The 16819-nt window shown below is 30.3% G+C and carries 18 protein-coding genes and 1 riboswitch; of the genes, 13 read left to right on the top strand and 5 right to left on the bottom strand.

The features are described 5' to 3' along the window. Positions 1 to 31: 31 nt before the first annotated feature. Positions 32 to 514, bottom strand: a complete 483-nt coding sequence (locus tag C1I91_RS09345) for a CarD family transcriptional regulator (protein WP_205694296.1) — start codon at positions 512 to 514, stop codon at positions 32 to 34. Between the two features lie 223 nt (positions 515 to 737). After that, the gene (gene infC, locus C1I91_RS09350; protein WP_128212632.1) at positions 738 to 1274 is read right to left on the bottom strand and encodes a translation initiation factor IF-3; all 537 of its coding nucleotides are present in this window, start codon (positions 1272 to 1274) and stop codon (positions 738 to 740) included. Positions 1275 to 1850: 576 nt separating this feature from the next. Here infC and C1I91_RS09355 point away from each other — a divergent pair. The 4 genes from C1I91_RS09355 (at position 1851) to C1I91_RS09370 (ending at position 4810) form a co-directional block, all read left to right on the top strand. Further along, positions 1851 to 2726, top strand: a complete 876-nt coding sequence (locus C1I91_RS09355; RefSeq protein ID WP_128212633.1) for a response regulator — start codon at positions 1851 to 1853, stop codon at positions 2724 to 2726. After that, on the top strand, positions 2708 to 3169 hold the full coding sequence (locus C1I91_RS09360; RefSeq protein ID WP_128212634.1) for a chemotaxis protein CheX: 462 nt from the start codon (positions 2708 to 2710) through the stop codon (positions 3167 to 3169). Before C1I91_RS09355 ends, C1I91_RS09360 begins: the two co-directional genes overlap by 19 nt. A 264-nt stretch (positions 3170 to 3433) precedes the next feature. Continuing rightward, on the top strand, positions 3434 to 3901 hold the full coding sequence (locus tag C1I91_RS09365; RefSeq protein ID WP_128212635.1) for a chemotaxis protein CheX: 468 nt from the start codon (positions 3434 to 3436) through the stop codon (positions 3899 to 3901). A gap of 33 nt (positions 3902 to 3934) precedes the next feature. Continuing rightward, positions 3935 to 4810 carry a DMT family transporter gene (locus C1I91_RS09370; protein WP_128212636.1) on the top strand — a complete coding sequence of 292 codons (876 nt, stop codon included), beginning with the start codon at positions 3935 to 3937 and terminating at the stop codon, positions 4808 to 4810. Positions 4811 to 4894: 84 nt separating this feature from the next. Here the strand turns inward: C1I91_RS09370 and C1I91_RS09375 are convergent, their stop codons facing one another. Further along, entirely contained in the window at positions 4895 to 5398 is a 504-nt protein-coding gene (locus C1I91_RS09375; protein ID WP_128212637.1) for a folate family ECF transporter S component, read from the bottom strand. A gap of 65 nt (positions 5399 to 5463) precedes the next feature. Further along, positions 5464 to 5565: riboswitch (THF riboswitch) on the bottom strand. Between the two features lie 68 nt (positions 5566 to 5633). Here C1I91_RS09375 and C1I91_RS09380 point away from each other — a divergent pair. The 5 genes from C1I91_RS09380 to C1I91_RS09400 all read left to right on the top strand — a co-directional run bounded on the left by C1I91_RS09380 (position 5634) and on the right by C1I91_RS09400 (position 11244). After that, positions 5634 to 6455, top strand: a complete 822-nt coding sequence (locus C1I91_RS09380) for a YdcF family protein (protein WP_128212638.1) — start codon at positions 5634 to 5636, stop codon at positions 6453 to 6455. A gap of 367 nt (positions 6456 to 6822) precedes the next feature. Next, a complete protein-coding gene (locus tag C1I91_RS09385) occupies positions 6823 to 7296 on the top strand; it encodes a MarR family winged helix-turn-helix transcriptional regulator (protein WP_128212639.1) in 474 nt (157 codons plus the stop codon). Beyond that, positions 7280 to 8740 (top strand): MFS transporter, encoded by a 1461-nt coding sequence (locus C1I91_RS09390; RefSeq protein ID WP_128212640.1) that lies wholly within the window; start codon positions 7280 to 7282, stop codon positions 8738 to 8740. The genes C1I91_RS09385 and C1I91_RS09390 overlap by 17 nt, the downstream gene beginning before the upstream one ends. Positions 8741 to 9022: 282 nt before the next feature. Continuing rightward, positions 9023 to 10381, top strand: a complete 1359-nt coding sequence (locus tag C1I91_RS09395) for an APC family permease (RefSeq protein ID WP_128215953.1) — start codon at positions 9023 to 9025, stop codon at positions 10379 to 10381. A 179-nt stretch (positions 10382 to 10560) separates the two neighbouring features. Then, positions 10561 to 11244 (top strand): M15 family metallopeptidase, encoded by a 684-nt coding sequence (locus C1I91_RS09400; RefSeq protein WP_164880490.1) that lies wholly within the window; start codon positions 10561 to 10563, stop codon positions 11242 to 11244. Between the two features lie 204 nt (positions 11245 to 11448). Here the strand turns inward: C1I91_RS09400 and rpsD are convergent, their stop codons facing one another. Continuing rightward, the gene (gene rpsD, locus C1I91_RS09405; protein ID WP_128212642.1) at positions 11449 to 12027 is read right to left on the bottom strand and encodes a 30S ribosomal protein S4; all 579 of its coding nucleotides are present in this window, start codon (positions 12025 to 12027) and stop codon (positions 11449 to 11451) included. 274 nt (positions 12028 to 12301) lie between these two features. Then, positions 12302 to 12742 (bottom strand): hypothetical protein, encoded by a 441-nt coding sequence (locus tag C1I91_RS09410; protein WP_128212643.1) that lies wholly within the window; start codon positions 12740 to 12742, stop codon positions 12302 to 12304. Positions 12743 to 13095: 353 nt separating this feature from the next. Between C1I91_RS09410 and C1I91_RS09415 the strand changes: the two genes are divergently transcribed. The 4 genes from C1I91_RS09415 (at position 13096) to C1I91_RS09430 (ending at position 16724) form a co-directional block, all read left to right on the top strand. Further along, positions 13096 to 14064, top strand: coding sequence for a ribonuclease Z (locus tag C1I91_RS09415; protein ID WP_128212644.1), 969 nt, complete (start codon positions 13096 to 13098; stop codon positions 14062 to 14064). 111 nt (positions 14065 to 14175) lie between these two features. Continuing rightward, complete coding sequence (locus C1I91_RS09420) at positions 14176 to 15168, top strand: Gfo/Idh/MocA family protein (RefSeq protein WP_128212645.1); 993 nt, start codon at positions 14176 to 14178, stop codon at positions 15166 to 15168. 92 nt (positions 15169 to 15260) lie between these two features. Then, positions 15261 to 16157, top strand: a complete 897-nt coding sequence (locus C1I91_RS09425; protein ID WP_128212646.1) for a DUF2156 domain-containing protein — start codon at positions 15261 to 15263, stop codon at positions 16155 to 16157. 12 nt (positions 16158 to 16169) lie between these two features. Further along, on the top strand, positions 16170 to 16724 hold the full coding sequence (locus C1I91_RS09430) for a GNAT family N-acetyltransferase (protein ID WP_128212647.1): 555 nt from the start codon (positions 16170 to 16172) through the stop codon (positions 16722 to 16724). Positions 16725 to 16819: the final 95 nt, after the last annotated feature.

The following is a 16819-nucleotide window of genomic DNA, read 5'->3' on the forward strand; positions in this document are numbered from 1 at the left end:
TGTCAGTGGCTTCTTTTTTTAGATATGTTCATTATGCTATAATCGAATTGACTATATCTATTGCTTCAGTTTCTGAAATATTTTTTACTAAGGATATCTCACCGATTAAAAGTTTTTTTGCGGTATTTAGCATCTGCTTCTCACTAGAATTCAGAGGCTTTTTACTATTTAAAATTGTTAGATCACGAAATACTTCTGAGTTTTCTTTTAAATCACCGCTTTTTACTTTTCTTAAATTTGTCTGATATCTTTCTTTGTAATTAAGATCTATATCAGTTCTTTCTTCACTAACTACGATACTGCTTAAGATTGTTTCAAGATCATTAGCATTTGTGACAAGTCTTATCCCAGAATTTGAAATCTTATCCTGCGGAATCATCACCTGCATGTTGTTGTTCAACATATTTATGATAAAGTAACTAATCTTTATTTGAGATATTTCTTTTTCTTCTACTTTTTCTATTACTCCGGCGCCTTGCATAGGATAAATAATTTTATCACCGATTTTAAACAAAACAACACCTCCAAGAATATAGTCTATTTATATATTATAATGTATAAGTAGAAAAATAGCAAATTTTTATGATAGCATAAATTATATGTGCTTGTCAATAATTTCCCGTCGCAACAGTTTTAATAAAAAAATATCAATAAATTTTTCTGAAGAATAAAAAAACCTATAAGCTTATTTGCTTATAGGTTTTCTGCATTAAATAGATATATCATATCTATATCAATTACTTTTTAGGTGAAAGAATTAAAAACATATTTCTTCCTTCGAATTGAGGAGATTTTTCTATAACACCTGCATCTCCAAGTTTAGCAATGAAAACATCTAAAACTTTGTTTCCTACGGCAGCAGCATTATTTTGTCTTCCTCTGAATCTAACTGATACTTTTACCTTATTTCCACTAGATAGAAACTTTTTAGCATTGTTACATTTTATATCTATGTCATGCTCTTCGATAGTAGGGCTTAATCTTATTTCCTTAAGTTCTACTACTTTCTGATTCTTTTTGGCTTCTTTTTGTTTTTTTGATTGCTCATAAAGATATTTGCTGTAATCCATTATTCTGCATACAGGCGGTACAGCAGTGGGAGAAATCATAACTAAATCAAGATTTTGTTCTCTAGCCATTCTTAAAGCATCTTCAGTTTTCATGATTTTGCTTTCTTCACCAGTTAGTCTTATTTCCTTACTTCTAATATTTTCATTGAGTTCTAAATTTTTATTAATATACAACACCTCCAAAATAATAAGCACGTGGCTCATTATTTAATAGTATAACTTTAATCCATTTTATGCAAGTAATTAAGTGATTTTCTTCTATTATTTTTTCAATTATATTTATTAATATTCTTGCAAACTATAATTATATATTTATAACATTATATGAATATATAGAGTTTATGCTGACATAAGGATTTTGGGTTTTTAGCTTTAATATATACAAAGATGTAACATTTGCTAATAAATATAGTGGATAATTATATTTATATCAATAGCTAATTGCATTATAAAATTAAATTTATATCATAGAAATGATATATCTATTTCTATGAACAGACATACTACTTCAAGATTTAGGCTCAAAATAAAGCTCTCGATTAATTTACTAAGCTTTATTTTGAAAGATTTCATTTTGAAGTAGTATGTCAATATCTTATATTATGGACACATTATCTAATAAAATACTTAATAGTCAATTTAATGAATTGTAAATTAAAAAAATATAGAAAATATAAGAAGTTTTTCGAAAATACATATTTTTCAGTAAAGTCGGTTATAAAGGTAATACAAATACCTACGATATAAAGATTAATAATATATTAAATAGGGGTGTTATTTATGGCAAAAGCAAGAATTGTTATTGTTGATGATTCACCGTTTTCCATTGCTATCATAAGAGATATACTTGAGGAAAATGGTTTTGAAGTGGTTGGGGAAGCAGGTTCGTTAGAAGAAGTTATCAGCGTTGTTAGTGAAGTTAAGCCAGATCTTGTTACCATGGATATGACTATTCCGGGAACCGATGGATTAGAATGCACTAGAGCTGTTCATGATATTGACCCAAATATAAAAGTAATTGTAATAAGTTCAATGATGGATGAAGAGATACTTAGAAAGGCTAGAAAAAATAAGGTTTCTGGTTATATTCAAAAACCAGCAGATCCAGAAGAAGTAACTTTGCTTATCAATAGAATAATGGCAAGCGAAGAGCTATATAATGAGCTTACAGGATTATATTATTCTTGCTATAGAGAAGCCTTTATGGACACCTTCAATAAGGTTGCTAAAACTATTCCGGAGTTTAGAGAAGAAAACAATGCAAACAATGGACAAGTATCTAGAGGAATATCTGTTGTTATAGGTATAATAGGAAAATATTCTGGAAGAATAATTTTTGATATGTCTCACGAAACTTCAGAAAATATTGCAAAATCTGTACTTAAGAGAGAGCCTAAGAGCTTCGAAGAGATTCTTAATGTAATGGGAGAACTAAACAACATAATATCAGGTCAAGGCTGCTCGATCATAAACAGAAAAAATAAGTTATTTGGATTAAGAGTAGCTCCACCAGCAATATTCCACGGAGAATCTATTAATATATCAAAAGCTGAATTAGATACTACAACCTCTGCTATAGTAGATACTATATTCGGTGAAATATACATGAGTGTAGGCTTCCAAAAGGAGGATGGAGAATGGATGTCAAATATATAAATCCATTTCTTAAAGCCTTTTCTAATGTTTTTCCTATGTTAGGTATTAGTGAGATAAGAAAGGGTAACTTAAGTGTAAAGGATGGATACATAGAAAGTCCAGGGGTTATAATTATCTTAGGAATTATAGGAGATATAAAAGGTAATGTAATGTATACAACAACTATAGACACGGCAAAAAGTATTGCTCAAACAATGATGATGGGTATGCCAGTGCCAGAATTAAATGAAATGGCACAGAGTGCTATATCAGAACTTACTAATATGCTTACTGCCAATGCTTGTATGAATTTTGCTGATGAAGGAATAAATATAGATATTTCTACCCCAACCCTTATTTATGGTAATTTTACTGCTAAGGCTACATCAAGTAAGGTGCTTTGTGTTGAGATGTTTGTGAATGATATGCCTTTTGAGGTTAATATTTCTTTAGATAGAGTATAGATTATTTATTACAGAAAAAATGTTAATCTTTTATAGCAAGATTAAGGGAGGTGAGGAAAGACTATTATATAAATAGTTTTACCACCTCCTATTTGATTGTATATTATATCTAACTATAATTTATATATTTTTTTGTCTTTAATAGTATAAAAAGAAAAATGTAATCGATTTTTTATACACCAATAAATTTGAATTGATAAGTAAATAATAAAGATGATATAATTTATTAAACAACCTATTACATAAGAGATTGGAGTGCTTAAGATGAAAGTAGAATATATTAATCCGATTATTGAGGCTAGTAAAAATGTTATAAATCAGATAACAGGACTTAATCCTAGCCTAGGTAAGATTTATAGAAAGCAGGTACCTTATTCTGTAGATACCATTGTTGTACTTATTGGACTTACAGGAGAGATTCAGGGTAGCGTAAATGTTTCACTTAATAAGGGATTGGCATTAAAAATAGTATCGGCAATGATGGGAGGAATGGAGGTCAAAGAGTTAGATGAGTTGGCCAAGAGCGCTATATCAGAGTTGTGTAATATGATACTAGGTAATGCTGCAACCATATTCTATTCTAATAATATAAATATTGATATTACACCTCCTATAATAATGACTGGAAGTAATATAGAAGTAAGTCAAGCGAATTCAGTTGTAATAAGTGTTCCTTTGAACTTTGATAATGGGGATAAATTGGAATTGGATATATCTTATAAAGAGAAATAATCTTATTAGGATATATATTTAAGGGGTTTTAGTATGACTAAAGAATTGAAGGCAGATATAAGTTTAATTGCTGTCACGGTGTTTTGGGGACTTAGCTTTCCTATAATGAGCGTGGCATTGAAAACCATTCCTCCGTATAGCTATATTGCTATAAGATATACTATTGGAGCAATAATATTAGGAACATTTTTTCGTAAGAGGCTAAAATCAATAAGTATTAAAGACTTTAGAATAGCAGGAATAATTGGTATAACACTTTTAATAGGAATAATACTTCAGGTAGTAGGACTTACCTATACAACCTCAAGCAAATCGGCTTTCATTACAGGTTTAAATGTGGTTTTCGTACCAATTATGTTAGCTTTAATATACAAAAGACTTCCTGATTATAGGACGATTATAGGAATTATTTTATCTATCATAGGATTATATATTTTATCGGCTAAAGGATCTTCAGGTATAAACTTTGGAGATTTTTTAACATTACTTTGTTCTATAGTGTTTGCTGCACAAATAATATTAGTTGATAAGTATGCCAAAGAAGTGGATTCAGGGCTTTTAACTACATTAGAACTTTTTATAGTGGGGATTTTAAGCTTTATACCTGCAATAGGAATAGAGAGGCTTCATTTTGAAATCACTAAGACAGTAGTGATGGCATTAGTGATAACCATAATATTCTCAACAGTAATAGCTATGTGGGTCCAAAATGAAATGCAGCCGTATACTAATCCAACTCATGCTGCCATAATATACCTTGGTGAACCTGTTTTTGGTGCTATATTTTCAATTTTTATAGGGGATAAACTTACTGGAAACAGCTTAATTGGATCTTTTTTAATATTTTTGGGAATGATAGTTATAAATGTTAAGGTAAAGGTAGCAAAAGCGGAGAATGAAGCGTTATAACTTCATTATTGGCAGGGAAGTTCTATTAAAAAGGCATAATTTAGTATAAATAATATACTAAACATGCCTTTTTGCTTTTCTAACCTAATTTAACTGAGTTTTCAATCTGGAGTACAAACATGTCCATAATAGATGAATAAGTAATATTTCAATTGGTAGCATAATTAGAGTCTTAGTCAATCTAGGAATTAAAAGTATCAATACTGCTTTACCTGTTAATATGGAAAGCCAATAGGTATTGAGACCTATATCTACAAGTACTTTAACTAAAATTGTTGCTATGGAGATTCTTAAGATAGATATTTTGTTTTTATAAAGAATACTTCCATAAATTATGCCAGATAAAAGGGCACTGAATGTGAATCCTGGGAAATAAGTCCCCTGAGGAAATATTACCATACCAAGCACATCTGATATAGCTGCACAGACTCCACCTAATATAGGTCCAAATAATATACATGACAAAACTAATGGAATAAATCCAAAACCTATTCTAACTATAGGAGTCTGAATAGATAAAAATCTTGTAAGTATTATTTGTAAAGCTATAAAAAAAGCTAAATACACAACTGTCTTTGTATTTTTCAAAAAAAGCACCTCCTCTCTTCAATTATGGCAATAAGCCACACTAAGAGATAAGCACTCTTTTATGTGGCAGCGGAATGCAATCATAGTACCGCAAGTTAACTTAACTTTTCGTCCAGAGGCAAACTTCCCGTCCAACTGGCACTTAACGCACTATAACCTACTCTGCCTTTATGCTAATAATTAAATTTTAAGGCACTATAATCCAAAAATCAACTAATAATAGGAGAATATATAAATGGATTTAAAAGAAGTTAAATTTAATATAGAGCTAATAAATGATATTAATAAAATTGGACTTTATCTTGCTAAGAGGGATATCAGCACTTTAAGTGTAAGTGAACTATATAATAAGTATGGTCTAGAAAAAATTGATATGGTTATTTTACTTGGCAACAGTATAACCTATAGTATTGAAGTAGCTAAACAGGCTTTTGAAAACTTATCTGCAGAGTATCTTATGATAGTTGGTGGAATAGGACATTCCACTTCTTATTTGTATGATAATATAACAAAATATAATAGATACAGTGATATTAAAAGTGAAGGTAGAGCAGAAGCAGATATTATGAAGGATGTCCTTGAGGACGTATACTCTGTAAATGAAAAATACATAATAGTAGAAAATCAATCCACCAACTGTGGAGATAATGCTGAAAAAGCACTAAATACCTTAAGAAAAGTTAAAATTAAACCAAGTTCAGTGCTATTAATTCAGGATCCTACTATGCAGCTTAGAAGTTATGAAGCCTTTAAAAAATATTTTGAAGGGGATGAATTAATTAACTTTATAAATTATGCACCATTTTTACCAAGCATTAAATTTGAAGGCGAAAAAGTAACCTTTCAGCAGGATTATATTGAAGGGATATGGGGGATAGAAAGATATTTATCTCTTATTATGGGTGAAGTTCCAAGGTTAAGAGATGATGAAGCTGGATATGGACCTAAGGGTAAGAATTTTATAGGACATGTAGACATTCCTAAAGATGTTCTTGATGCTTATAGTAGAATAAATACAGAAATAGATGAGCATTTTACAAGACGTATAATAGTGTAATAATACTAATCGGTTCATATAACATTAATCTAGTACTAAATAGGTAGCTGATATAAGAAATCCTTAAGGTAATTTAATATGAAAGTATAAGTTATAAGATTGTACCATTTCATTCTGAAAAATATTAATGAATGAAGTGGTTTTTATTCTTTTGATAATGTATTTTAAATAAACCTAAGGATAAGTATGCATAGGAGAGGAAGCTTATAAAGGATAAAGAATAAAAAAGAAAAATTATGTTCCCTGTCAGAATTTCTTCACTGATATTTAGAAAGGGCAGACGTGTAAAAAAATAGGTTGATTAGTCAACTATATCATGGTAATATAATATATGGTTGACTAATCAACCTATTAGGAAGGTGAGATAATGAATGAGAAAAGAGCGACATTAATAAAGCTTGTAAATAGATTGTATAGGCATACTCAAGCGCATTTAGATGTGGCATTAGAGAAGTTTAATCTTACAAGTGGAATGTATCCATTTATATTAAAATTGGAACAGTGTGAAGGTATAAGTCAAAATTGCATAAGTAAAATGCTTAAGGTAGATAAGGCAATGTCTGCAAGAACTATAAAAAGGCTTATTGAATTAGATTACATAAGAAAAGAAGTAGATAAAGATGACTCCAGAGCTTTTAGACTATATTTAACAGAAAAATCGAGGAGTATTATACCAGAAATAAGAAGGGAAATCTGGGGGTGGATTAATATTATATCCAATGGATTACCAGATGAAGAAATAGATAAAGTGGTTGACTTTCTGAATAATGCATTGATAAATGCACAAACCTATAAAGATGGCAATATGGAGGGGGAAAAGATACATGGAAAATGTGAATGAAAAAATTTATAAAAACAGATGGCTCATATTGTTTAATGTGGTTCTTATGACTTTTATGTCTTGTCTTGATAGTAGTATAGTGAATGTAGCCTTGCCGGTTATGTCTAAGAAGCTTAGCGTCAATATGGCATCAATAGAATGGGTAGTTACAAGCTATCTTATAACAATTTCATCAATAATACTTATATTTGGAAGACTTGGGGACATAAAAGGAAAGACTAAGGTCTTTAGCTTTGGAATAATTATGTTTACAATTGGCTCACTTATGTGTGGTTTATCAAACTCTCTATGGTTCTTGGTATTGGCGAGAATAATTCAGGCAGTAGGCGCATCTGCAACAATGTCTACAAGTCAAGGTATAATAACTAATGTATTTCCTGCCAACGAAAGAGGTAAAGCCTTAGGAATGTCTGGTACTGCTGTAGCCTTAGGAACTATGGTTGGTCCTCCTTTAGGTGGTTTCATAGTTTATCTTGTGAGTTGGAAGTATATATTCTTGATAAATGTACCTATAGGCTTAGTTGCTTTTGCAATGTCATATAAAATACTGCCTAAGGCACAAGGAAATAAATCAGAAGAAAAGTTAGATCTGAAGGGTGCAGCTTTGTTTACAATTTTTGTGGTTATGCTATTTGTGGCAATCATAAAGGGACAACAGCTAGGTTATGGAAGTCCTATTATACTTGGAAGCTTCTTGATTGCTATACTTGCTTTCATAGCATTCATTTTTGTTGAAAAGACAGTAGCTGAACCAATGCTAGATTTATCTATATTCAAAAATAAATTATTTTCACTTAGTATATTCTGTGGATTTATATCCTTCATAGCAATAAGTTGTCCTAATATAATACAACCATTTTATTTACAGGATGTAATGAAACTATCATCTTCAGTAACAGGTTTATTCATGATGGTATCTCCGATTATATTAGCTTTTGTGGCACCAATAAGTGGACATTTATCTGATAAGATTGGATCTGAGATATTAACTTTTATTGGACTTGTGGCTTCAAGCTTAGGGTTATTTTTGATGTCAACTTTAAATCAAAATTCTTCAATGATAATCTTAGTTATATTTCTAATTGCGTTATCACTAGGTAATGGAATGTTTCAATCACCAAATAACTCTTTAGTAATGTCTACGGTTCCTAAAAATAAGTTAGGAATAGCAGGAAGCATAAATGCACTTGTTAGAAACCTAGGAATGAATTTTGGTATATCCTTATCAACTGCGATTTTATACAATAGGATGAGTTATAAGATAGGATATCAGGTTGCAAATTTCGTTGAAGGCAGAGAAGATGTTTTTGTCTATGGGATGAGGTATTCTTACATTGCTGCCTGTGTTATATGTGCAACTGGAGCAGTAATTACAGCTTTTAGACTTTATAATAACAGGGCTTCTAAAAAAAACGTATTTGAAAATGTTGAGAAGGTTAGTTAAATAAATTAAGTTTTCATAAAGGTTCCCTATAAATGAAACCATGCTATGAATAGAAGCATTAAAATGAATCTTCATAAAGACATTTTAATTGGCTATTTATATGCATGGTTTTTATATATAACCTATTGATATAACTTACTTTTATTATTTAAATATAATGTTTATTGATTGTTAAAATAATAATAAATATAACCAGTAATAATAAGTTGACTTATAAGAGTTTTGTCTATAGAATTAGAAAAAGAAAATGAGTTTAATAATTCAAATGAAGGGATGAAATTGATGAATTATTCTAAAGATAATAGAAAAAAAGTAGATGAATCTACTTTAAAGAAACAAATAGGATTACCTGAAGCAATAACCATGGTTATTGGAATTGTTATAGGATCAGGTATCTTCTTTAAGGCTACCACTGTATTTGGAAATGCAGGAAATTCAGTGATGGGCATATTGGCATGGATTATAGGTGGTATAATAACCATGGCATCAGCGCTTACAGTAGCAGAGATTGCAGCTGCAATACCGAAGACCGGTGGAGTATTTGCGTACTTGAAAGAACTTTATGGAGAACAATGGGCATTCTTATTTGGTTGGGTTCAAACAGTTATATATGTTCCTGGGGTAGTAGCAGCACTTTCTATAGTATTTGTAACTCAGGCAACATACTTTATAGATTTATCTGTAACAGGTCAAAAAATATTAGCGATTTTTATTATATTATTCATAATGACAATAAACATACTATCCACTAAGTTAGGAAGTAAGGTTCAGTTTATCGCAACCATAGCAAAACTTATACCTATAATAGTAATAATTGCTTTTGGTTTAATAAACGGAACAGAACATGGCTTTATGACGTCAGCTATAACAAAGGGCAATGCTTCAGGACTTGCTGGATTTGGTGCAGCTATCTTAGGAACTCTATGGGCTTATGATGGTTGGATAAGTGTGGGAAACATGGCTGGTGAGTTAAAAGAGCCTAAAAAGGATCTTCCAAAAGCAATAATAATAGGTTTGGCTATAATAATTTCTGTTTATCTATTAGTTAATCTAGCTCTTTTAAAGATATTACCTTTAGGATATATTGTTGCATCTAAAAAGCCAGCATCTGATGCTGCGGTTGTTTTATTTGGTAACGGAGGGGCGGCACTAATAGCTGCAGGAATAATGATATCAATATTTGGAGCCTTAAATGGGTATTTGATGACTGGTGTTAGAATTCCGTACGCAATGGCGCAAGAAAAGTTAATGCCGTTTTCATCATTCTTTGGAAAACTGAATGAGAAGTTTAGTACCCCTATGAATGCTTTTATATTTGAAGTTATACTTGCTATTTTATATGTGCTTTCTGGATCCTTTGATACATTAACTAACCTAGCGGTTTTTGTAATGTGGATATTCTTTGTGATGACAGTAGCAGGAATTTTTATATTAAGAGCAAAGCATAAAGACATAAAAAGAGAATATACTGTTCCACTATATCCCTTAGTACCATTAATAGGTATAGTAGGCGGATTATATATTTTAATTAGTACTATGATAACTGATACATATAATGCATTATATGGCATCTGCATAACCCTTATTGGTTTTCCTATATACTTATATATTAAAAAGAAGGAAAATAATAAAGTTAGTTAAGGGATTATAAAGGTGTGCCACTTAGACCTGAAGTGGTTATCTATATGTTTAGTAATTAATTTCAATACTGTGAGTTAATGACATAAAATAATAATTATAAGCTTAATAAATTCTTAAGAAATTCTTTCGTTTATTTTAGGATTTATCTTCTATCATTAATAATGGTGGGGGTAAATGCAATGGTTAGAATTATTAAAAATTTTATTAAGCTTTTTATTTTTATGACTATATTTGTTTTAGTGATATACAAAGCCTATACTACTAGGGCTTTTATAAATTTAGATGTGCCCAATAATCCAGAAAGCATATCTGTGTTAGTGAATAAAGATTGTATGCTTAAGGATTCCTATGTCCCTTCAGATTTGGTTGTACCAAAAGTTGATTTTTCAAAAAGTATAACCTGTGAGAGAAAGCTCATTAAAAGAGAAGCTGGAGAGGCTTTAGAAAAATTGTGTGAAGCAGCTAAAAAACAGAATGTAAATCTTTATATAGAGTGTGGTTATATATCCTACAAAAGTCAGGAGATACTTATTAAAAAAATGGGCAAGGAAGAAGAAGCTGAGGATGATAAGTATGTTGCTACTCCAGGAGCTAATGAGCATCAAACTGGATTGGCTATAGATATTACCAATAATGATGGAGAGAACAGTTATAATAAGGTTAAATTTTCCGAAACCAAGGAAGGGCAGTGGTTAGCTAAGAACTGCTATGAGTATGGTTTTATATTGAGATATCCACAAGGAAAGGAAAATGTAACAGGTTATAAGTATAAACCATGGCATATAAGATATGTTGGAAAAGATATTTCCAGGGTAATACAAGCTAAGAATATTACATTAGAGGAGTACATTAGAGGTTGGTGAGTGTATTAATACATATTTCATAATAGAATTGGTACTTTCAAACAACTGCATATATTATGTATCTTATCAGTGGCAATGAATTTTTAAAATAAGCTATGTTCAACAGGGTACTTTAACAGAACCTTAATATAAAAGCTATACCTAAATATAAGACAATTTAAGTATAGCTACTTTTACGTTCTATTATTAATTTTTATGTTTATACTAGTTCTTAGAGTAAAATTCTATTATCTTAGGGAATTTTACATCTACAGGAACATCTTCAATATTTGGCATAACCTTAATTGTAGCACTTAAAGCTTCTAAGTCTTTTTCTATATAGTTCACCATTGGTAATATTGAAGTGAAGTTATCCACAAACATTTGAGTCTTCTTAGAATTTTCCTTTAAGGAAATAACATCTCCAACCTGAAGTTTATAGGAAGGTATGTCTACTTTTTGTCCGTTGACTCTTATATGTCCATGAGAAACCATCTGTCTAGATTGTCTTAAAGTTGAACCAAAGCCCATTCTGTAGACCATATTGTCTAGTCTCATCTCTAATCTTTGTATTAGTACAACTTCAGATTTTTCCTTAGAGCTCATAGCTTCAAATACATATCTTCTGAACTGCTTTTCTAACACTCCATAATATGCTTTTAACTTTTGCTTTTCTAATAATTGCTCTCCATATTCAGAGAGTTTTTGCTTCTTTATCCCTCTATTTAATGCTTTAGGGTGGTTAAATACATTTACTCCAAGACGTCTCGCAACTTTAAATCTTGGTCCCATTGATCTTGCCATTTGAATCCTCCAACAATATATAATTTTGCGGTTTCAAATTTTATACCAGACAGCCAAGAATAATTATAGCATAATAAAAATAAAATGTAAATGAGATTCATTATCTTTTATTTATAGCTAGAATCGTTTAATTTACATAAATTTTTAGCTTACCAAGGACACTTCAAAAAAGTGAAAAAATAAAGCACCAGGACTATTTTAAATAATAGCCATAGCGCTCTATTAAAAGTCTACCTGTCGTAATAGGATAAAAATTAATTAAATGAGTATTTTATTATGCTAGTAATGCAGCTACAGTTTGTTCTAATTGAGTTATCTTGCTTTCATAGTCTACCACTGTAACATCATATAAGTCTTTTACCTCTTTGAAGAAGTTCAAAAAAGCAGTTTCTTTTTCAGATGAAATTTCTAGACTAGCTGAGATTTTTTCAAGAAGCTTTAATTCTTCTTCAGAGTAAACGCCATCTACTAATGCTAGTCCGATTAATTCAAAGTAAATTATGTTTTTATTTTTTGTTGTAGAGTTTTTTAATCCTTCTAAACTTTCCTCAAAGGATATTTCTTCTAAGTCAGAATCTTTTAATGAAAGCTCCTCTAGATAATCAGCTACTAGTTGCTGCTCTTTTTCTGAGAATACCTCATCTACTGTGGCTAAACTCTTTACTAAATTAATAAATAATATTGATTCCCTCTTTGATAATTCATTCAAAAACATGATAATACCTCCTAAATGGTTAACTATTTTCAATTCAAATTAGCATATTTGCTAGCCTAAAAGATATATTATATATTTATTGTATTTGATCTTAATATAATTGTAAAATCAATATATTAAGAATTTTTCAACTATTTAGAGTGTATAAAAATCAATTCTTTTAATTATAATTGACTTTAAAGATATAAATTTAATAATAGAAGTGAGAGTATATATTTATTATAGTACATCCTAATGGCATGGTTGTAAATATATACCTTTATTTAAAATGAAATTTGTGATTATTAAGTATATAATAAGATAAAATCAATATGCTAAACATATCTAATATTTTAGTTTGAGAGGTGATAATAGTGGTGGATCTTGCTTTTTTAGGTTGTGGTGGAACTATGCCAATACCGGAAAGATATCTTTCCTCAATGTTATTAAAATATAATGGCAGAAAGGTTTTAGTAGACTGTGGTGAGGGAACTCAAGTATCTATGAGAATGCTTGGTTGGGGCTTTAAAACCATAGATATAATATGCATAACTCATTTTCATGGTGATCATATACTTGGATTACCGGGTCTACTAGCTACAATAGGAAACAGTGGCAGAGAGGAACCTATATATATAGTTGGTCCGGAAGGGCTTTTTGAGGTAATGAAAGGCTTAAGCGTAGTGATCCCTTATTTACCTTTCGAAATAGGAATAATTGAAAACCCTAAAAACACTATCTCCATAGAGTTTACGAAAGATAGTGCTAAGATAATAGAGGATAAATCAGATAATGAAAAATTTAACTCTGTACAGTTGGAAATAAATACATTAGATTTAGAACATTCAGCTCCATGTATTGGCTTTAGCTTTTATATTAGAAGAGCACCTAAGTTTGATGTTAAAAAAGCCGAGGATAACAAGGTACCTAAAATACTTTGGAGTAGACTTCAAAAAAACTTGGTAGAAGAATTTGAAGGAAAGATATATACACCTTCCATGGTTTTAGCGGAGCAGAGGAAAGGCATAAAGGTCAGCTATATAACAGATACTAGACCAATTGATGAAATTAAAAGCTTTGTAGAACATAGTGATGTACTAGTTTGCGAAGGTACTTATGGGGCTGAGGAAGACTTGGAGAAGGCAGTAAGGAATAAACATATGACTTTTAGGGAAAGTGCTGAAATTGCAAGAGATGCCAAAGTAGATGAACTCATAATTACTCATTTCAGCCCTTCATTAATGAATCCGGAGGAGTATATAGAAAATGCCACTAATACATTTGTAAACACATCTTTAGCCTACGATAGAGCTGTAAAAGTAATTAATTTTAAAGAAAAATAAGTAAATAAGCTTTACATGAAGATAAAGTACTAATTTCTATTTGTTAAAATTGCAAAGTAGGTTGTATAATTATAGTAGATTATAATTAGTAATTGTTTAGGTGGTGTATTTATGAAGAAATTAAATTGGGCCATTTTAGGACCAGGACTTATTGCAAAAGATTTTGCTAGTGCAATACTAGAAGCAAATGGAGAGATATATGCGGTTGGTTCTCGTTCTTATGATAGAGCTTTAGATTTTGCTAAGAAATATGATATTTCTAAGGCTTATGGTGACTATGAAGAAATGCTTAGAGATGAGCTAATCGATGTTGTATACATATCAACTCCTCATAGCAATCACTATGAATATATAATGATGGCCCTAAAGTATAATAAACATGTTATTTGTGAGAAAGCAATAGTACTTAATAGAAAACAGTTGGATAACATAATTGTTTTAGCTAGAAAAAAGAATCTTGTTGTTGCTGAAGCTATGACTATTTTTCATATGCCCTTATTTAAAGAGCTGAAGAGAATAGTTGGACAAGGAAAAATTGGAGATATAAAAATGATAAATGTTTCCTTTGGTAGCTGCAAGGAATATGATGTAACTAATAGATTCTTTAATAAGGAATTAGCAGGAGGGGCTTTATTTGATATAGGTAGCTATGCACTATCCATAACTAGATTATTCTTATCTGTAGAGCCAAATGAAATAATAAGTACAGTTAAAAAGTTTGAAACAGGGGTTGATGAACAGTCAGGAATAATCCTAAAGAATGAAAAGGATGAGATGGCTGTAGTTACCTTAGCTATGAGGTCTAAGCTTCCTAAGAGAACAGTTATAGCTGGAGATTTGGGATATATAACTATTGACGATTATCCAAGAGCTGATGAGGCTGTTATAACCTATATAGATGGACGATTAGAAAAGATAAAATATGGAGATAAATCAAAAGCACTTTTATATGAAGTGGAAGATATGAATGAAAGTGTTCTAAATACCGATAGGGCTGAAGAGTTAAACAGCCTAACTCTATCTAAAGATGTTTTAACAATAATGGATGAAGTAAGAAAACAGTGGGATATTTCTTATGGGAAAGCAGAAGAGGCCGAAGTATAAAGACTATATATCAAATTGAATTTAATAGTAATATAATAGAAGATGTTTAAGGCAATCAGGGTGTGTTATGTAGACATTAGAGGAGGATACCAATGATACAGTTTAAAACTCTAGAGCTTAGTGATAAAGATATATTTGAAAAATATATAAAAGATTATAAATTTTCCACTTATGAATATTCATTTTTGACCTTATATTTGTGGAAAAATTTATTTAAAGTTGAATTTGGATTTTTTGATGAGGTATTGATCATTAAAAAAACTGAAAGCCATACTGGCACGTATTTTATGGAGCCTATTGGTTATAAAGAAGATAATTTAAAAACAGTGATTGATGAACTGGTTAAAATAAAGCAAGAAGATTCTAATATTAAAACTCTTTTTAGGGATATCGAAGAAAGCTTTCTTATAAAGTTGAAAGAGTTATATGGGGAGCAAATTACCATAGAAGAAGATGAAGATAACTATGATTATATATATGAATCAGAAAAATTAATATCATTGTCTGGAAAGAAACTTCACAGTAAAAAGAATAAATATAATCAATTTATTAAAACCTATGATTATGAAGTTAAGGATATTAGAGATAAGTCTGTAATAGATGACTGCATAGAGTTTGAAGCAAAATGGAACTTAGATAAGGACAACTTGGATGATCAGCTAATGATTGAAGAACAGGGAATTAGAAGTGTATTAGAAAATCTACAAGCTTTAAATGCTATAGGTATGGCAGTATATGTACAAGGTGAGATTGCAGGCTTTACCATAGGGGAAATAGTAAATAAGGATATGGCTATAGTTCATATTGAAAAAGGTGATGTAAACTATCAAGGTATATATGCGTTTATCAATAAAACCTTTGTGGAACAGTATCTAAGTGAAATAAATTATGTAAATAGAGAAGAAGATAGAGGGGTAGCTGGTCTAAGAAAAGCAAAGCTAGCTTATCAACCAGTGAGACTTGAAAGAAAATATATAGTTAATATATAGAGGTGTTATTAAATGAATTCATTGCTTAAAGGTGAAAACATAAAGCTTAATTCAATTAAAGAGGAAGACTTTCCTAGTATTAATAGTTGGTATGATGATGCTGATTTTTTAAGATTCTATGATATGGTACCAGCAATTCCAAAGTTAGACAAGGAAGTAAAAGATGTTTTTGAAGAATTTAAAGGTACTCAAGAAAGAGTTATTTTTGCAATAAGAAATAATGAATCCAATGAAATAATTGGTGTTGCAGGTTTCGATGACGTAATTTGGAGCAATGGTGTGGCAACGCTATTTATAGGAATAGGAGATACCAAGTATAGAAATAGAGGTTTGGGAAAACAGGCAATTAAGCTTTTATTAGAATTTGGTTTTTCGGAACTAAACTTTCATAGGATTCAGTTAAATGTATTAGGCTATAATACTAGTGCTATAAAGTTATACGAAGCTGTTGGCTTTAAAAGAGAAGGAGAGTACAGAGAATTCATACTGAGAGATTATAAGAGATATTCCATGTATCTATATGGTTTGCTTAGAGATGAATGGATTAACTTAAAGGAAACTTTATAAATTATACAGAAAAATAAAAAAACACATGCATTATGGAGTGAAACCTTCCATAATGCATGTGTTTTTCTAAAATAATGAAATAAAATATGTTGAAC

It is taken from the genome of Clostridium manihotivorum (genome assembly GCF_004015185.1).
GTDB classification, from domain to species: Bacteria; Bacillota; Clostridia; order Clostridiales; family Clostridiaceae; genus Clostridium_AR; species Clostridium_AR manihotivorum.

Bases quoted from the DNA above. Each gene is read 5' to 3' on its own strand.
- infC (WP_128212632.1), bottom strand. From the start codon at position 1,274: ATGAGCCACGTGCTTATTATTTTGGAGGTGTTGTATATTAATAAAAAT.
- C1I91_RS09355 (WP_128212633.1), top strand. From the start codon at position 1,851: ATGGCAAAAGCAAGAATTGTTATTGTTGATGATTCACCGTTTTCCATT.
- C1I91_RS09360 (WP_128212634.1), top strand. From the start codon at position 2,708: ATGGATGTCAAATATATAAATCCATTTCTTAAAGCCTTTTCTAATGTT.
- C1I91_RS09365 (WP_128212635.1), top strand. From the start codon at position 3,434: ATGAAAGTAGAATATATTAATCCGATTATTGAGGCTAGTAAAAATGTT.
- C1I91_RS09370 (WP_128212636.1), top strand. From the start codon at position 3,935: ATGACTAAAGAATTGAAGGCAGATATAAGTTTAATTGCTGTCACGGTG.
- C1I91_RS09380 (WP_128212638.1), top strand. From the start codon at position 5,634: ATGGATTTAAAAGAAGTTAAATTTAATATAGAGCTAATAAATGATATT.
- C1I91_RS09385 (WP_128212639.1), top strand. From the start codon at position 6,823: ATGAATGAGAAAAGAGCGACATTAATAAAGCTTGTAAATAGATTGTAT.
- C1I91_RS09390 (WP_128212640.1), top strand. From the start codon at position 7,280: ATGGAAAATGTGAATGAAAAAATTTATAAAAACAGATGGCTCATATTG.
- C1I91_RS09395 (WP_128215953.1), top strand. From the start codon at position 9,023: ATGAATTATTCTAAAGATAATAGAAAAAAAGTAGATGAATCTACTTTA.
- C1I91_RS09400 (WP_164880490.1), top strand. From the start codon at position 10,561: ATGGTTAGAATTATTAAAAATTTTATTAAGCTTTTTATTTTTATGACT.
- rpsD (WP_128212642.1), bottom strand. From the start codon at position 12,027: ATGGCAAGATCAATGGGACCAAGATTTAAAGTTGCGAGACGTCTTGGA.
- C1I91_RS09410 (WP_128212643.1), bottom strand. From the start codon at position 12,742: ATGTTTTTGAATGAATTATCAAAGAGGGAATCAATATTATTTATTAAT.
- C1I91_RS09420 (WP_128212645.1), top strand. From the start codon at position 14,176: ATGAAGAAATTAAATTGGGCCATTTTAGGACCAGGACTTATTGCAAAA.
- C1I91_RS09425 (WP_128212646.1), top strand. From the start codon at position 15,261: ATGATACAGTTTAAAACTCTAGAGCTTAGTGATAAAGATATATTTGAA.
- C1I91_RS09430 (WP_128212647.1), top strand. From the start codon at position 16,170: ATGAATTCATTGCTTAAAGGTGAAAACATAAAGCTTAATTCAATTAAA.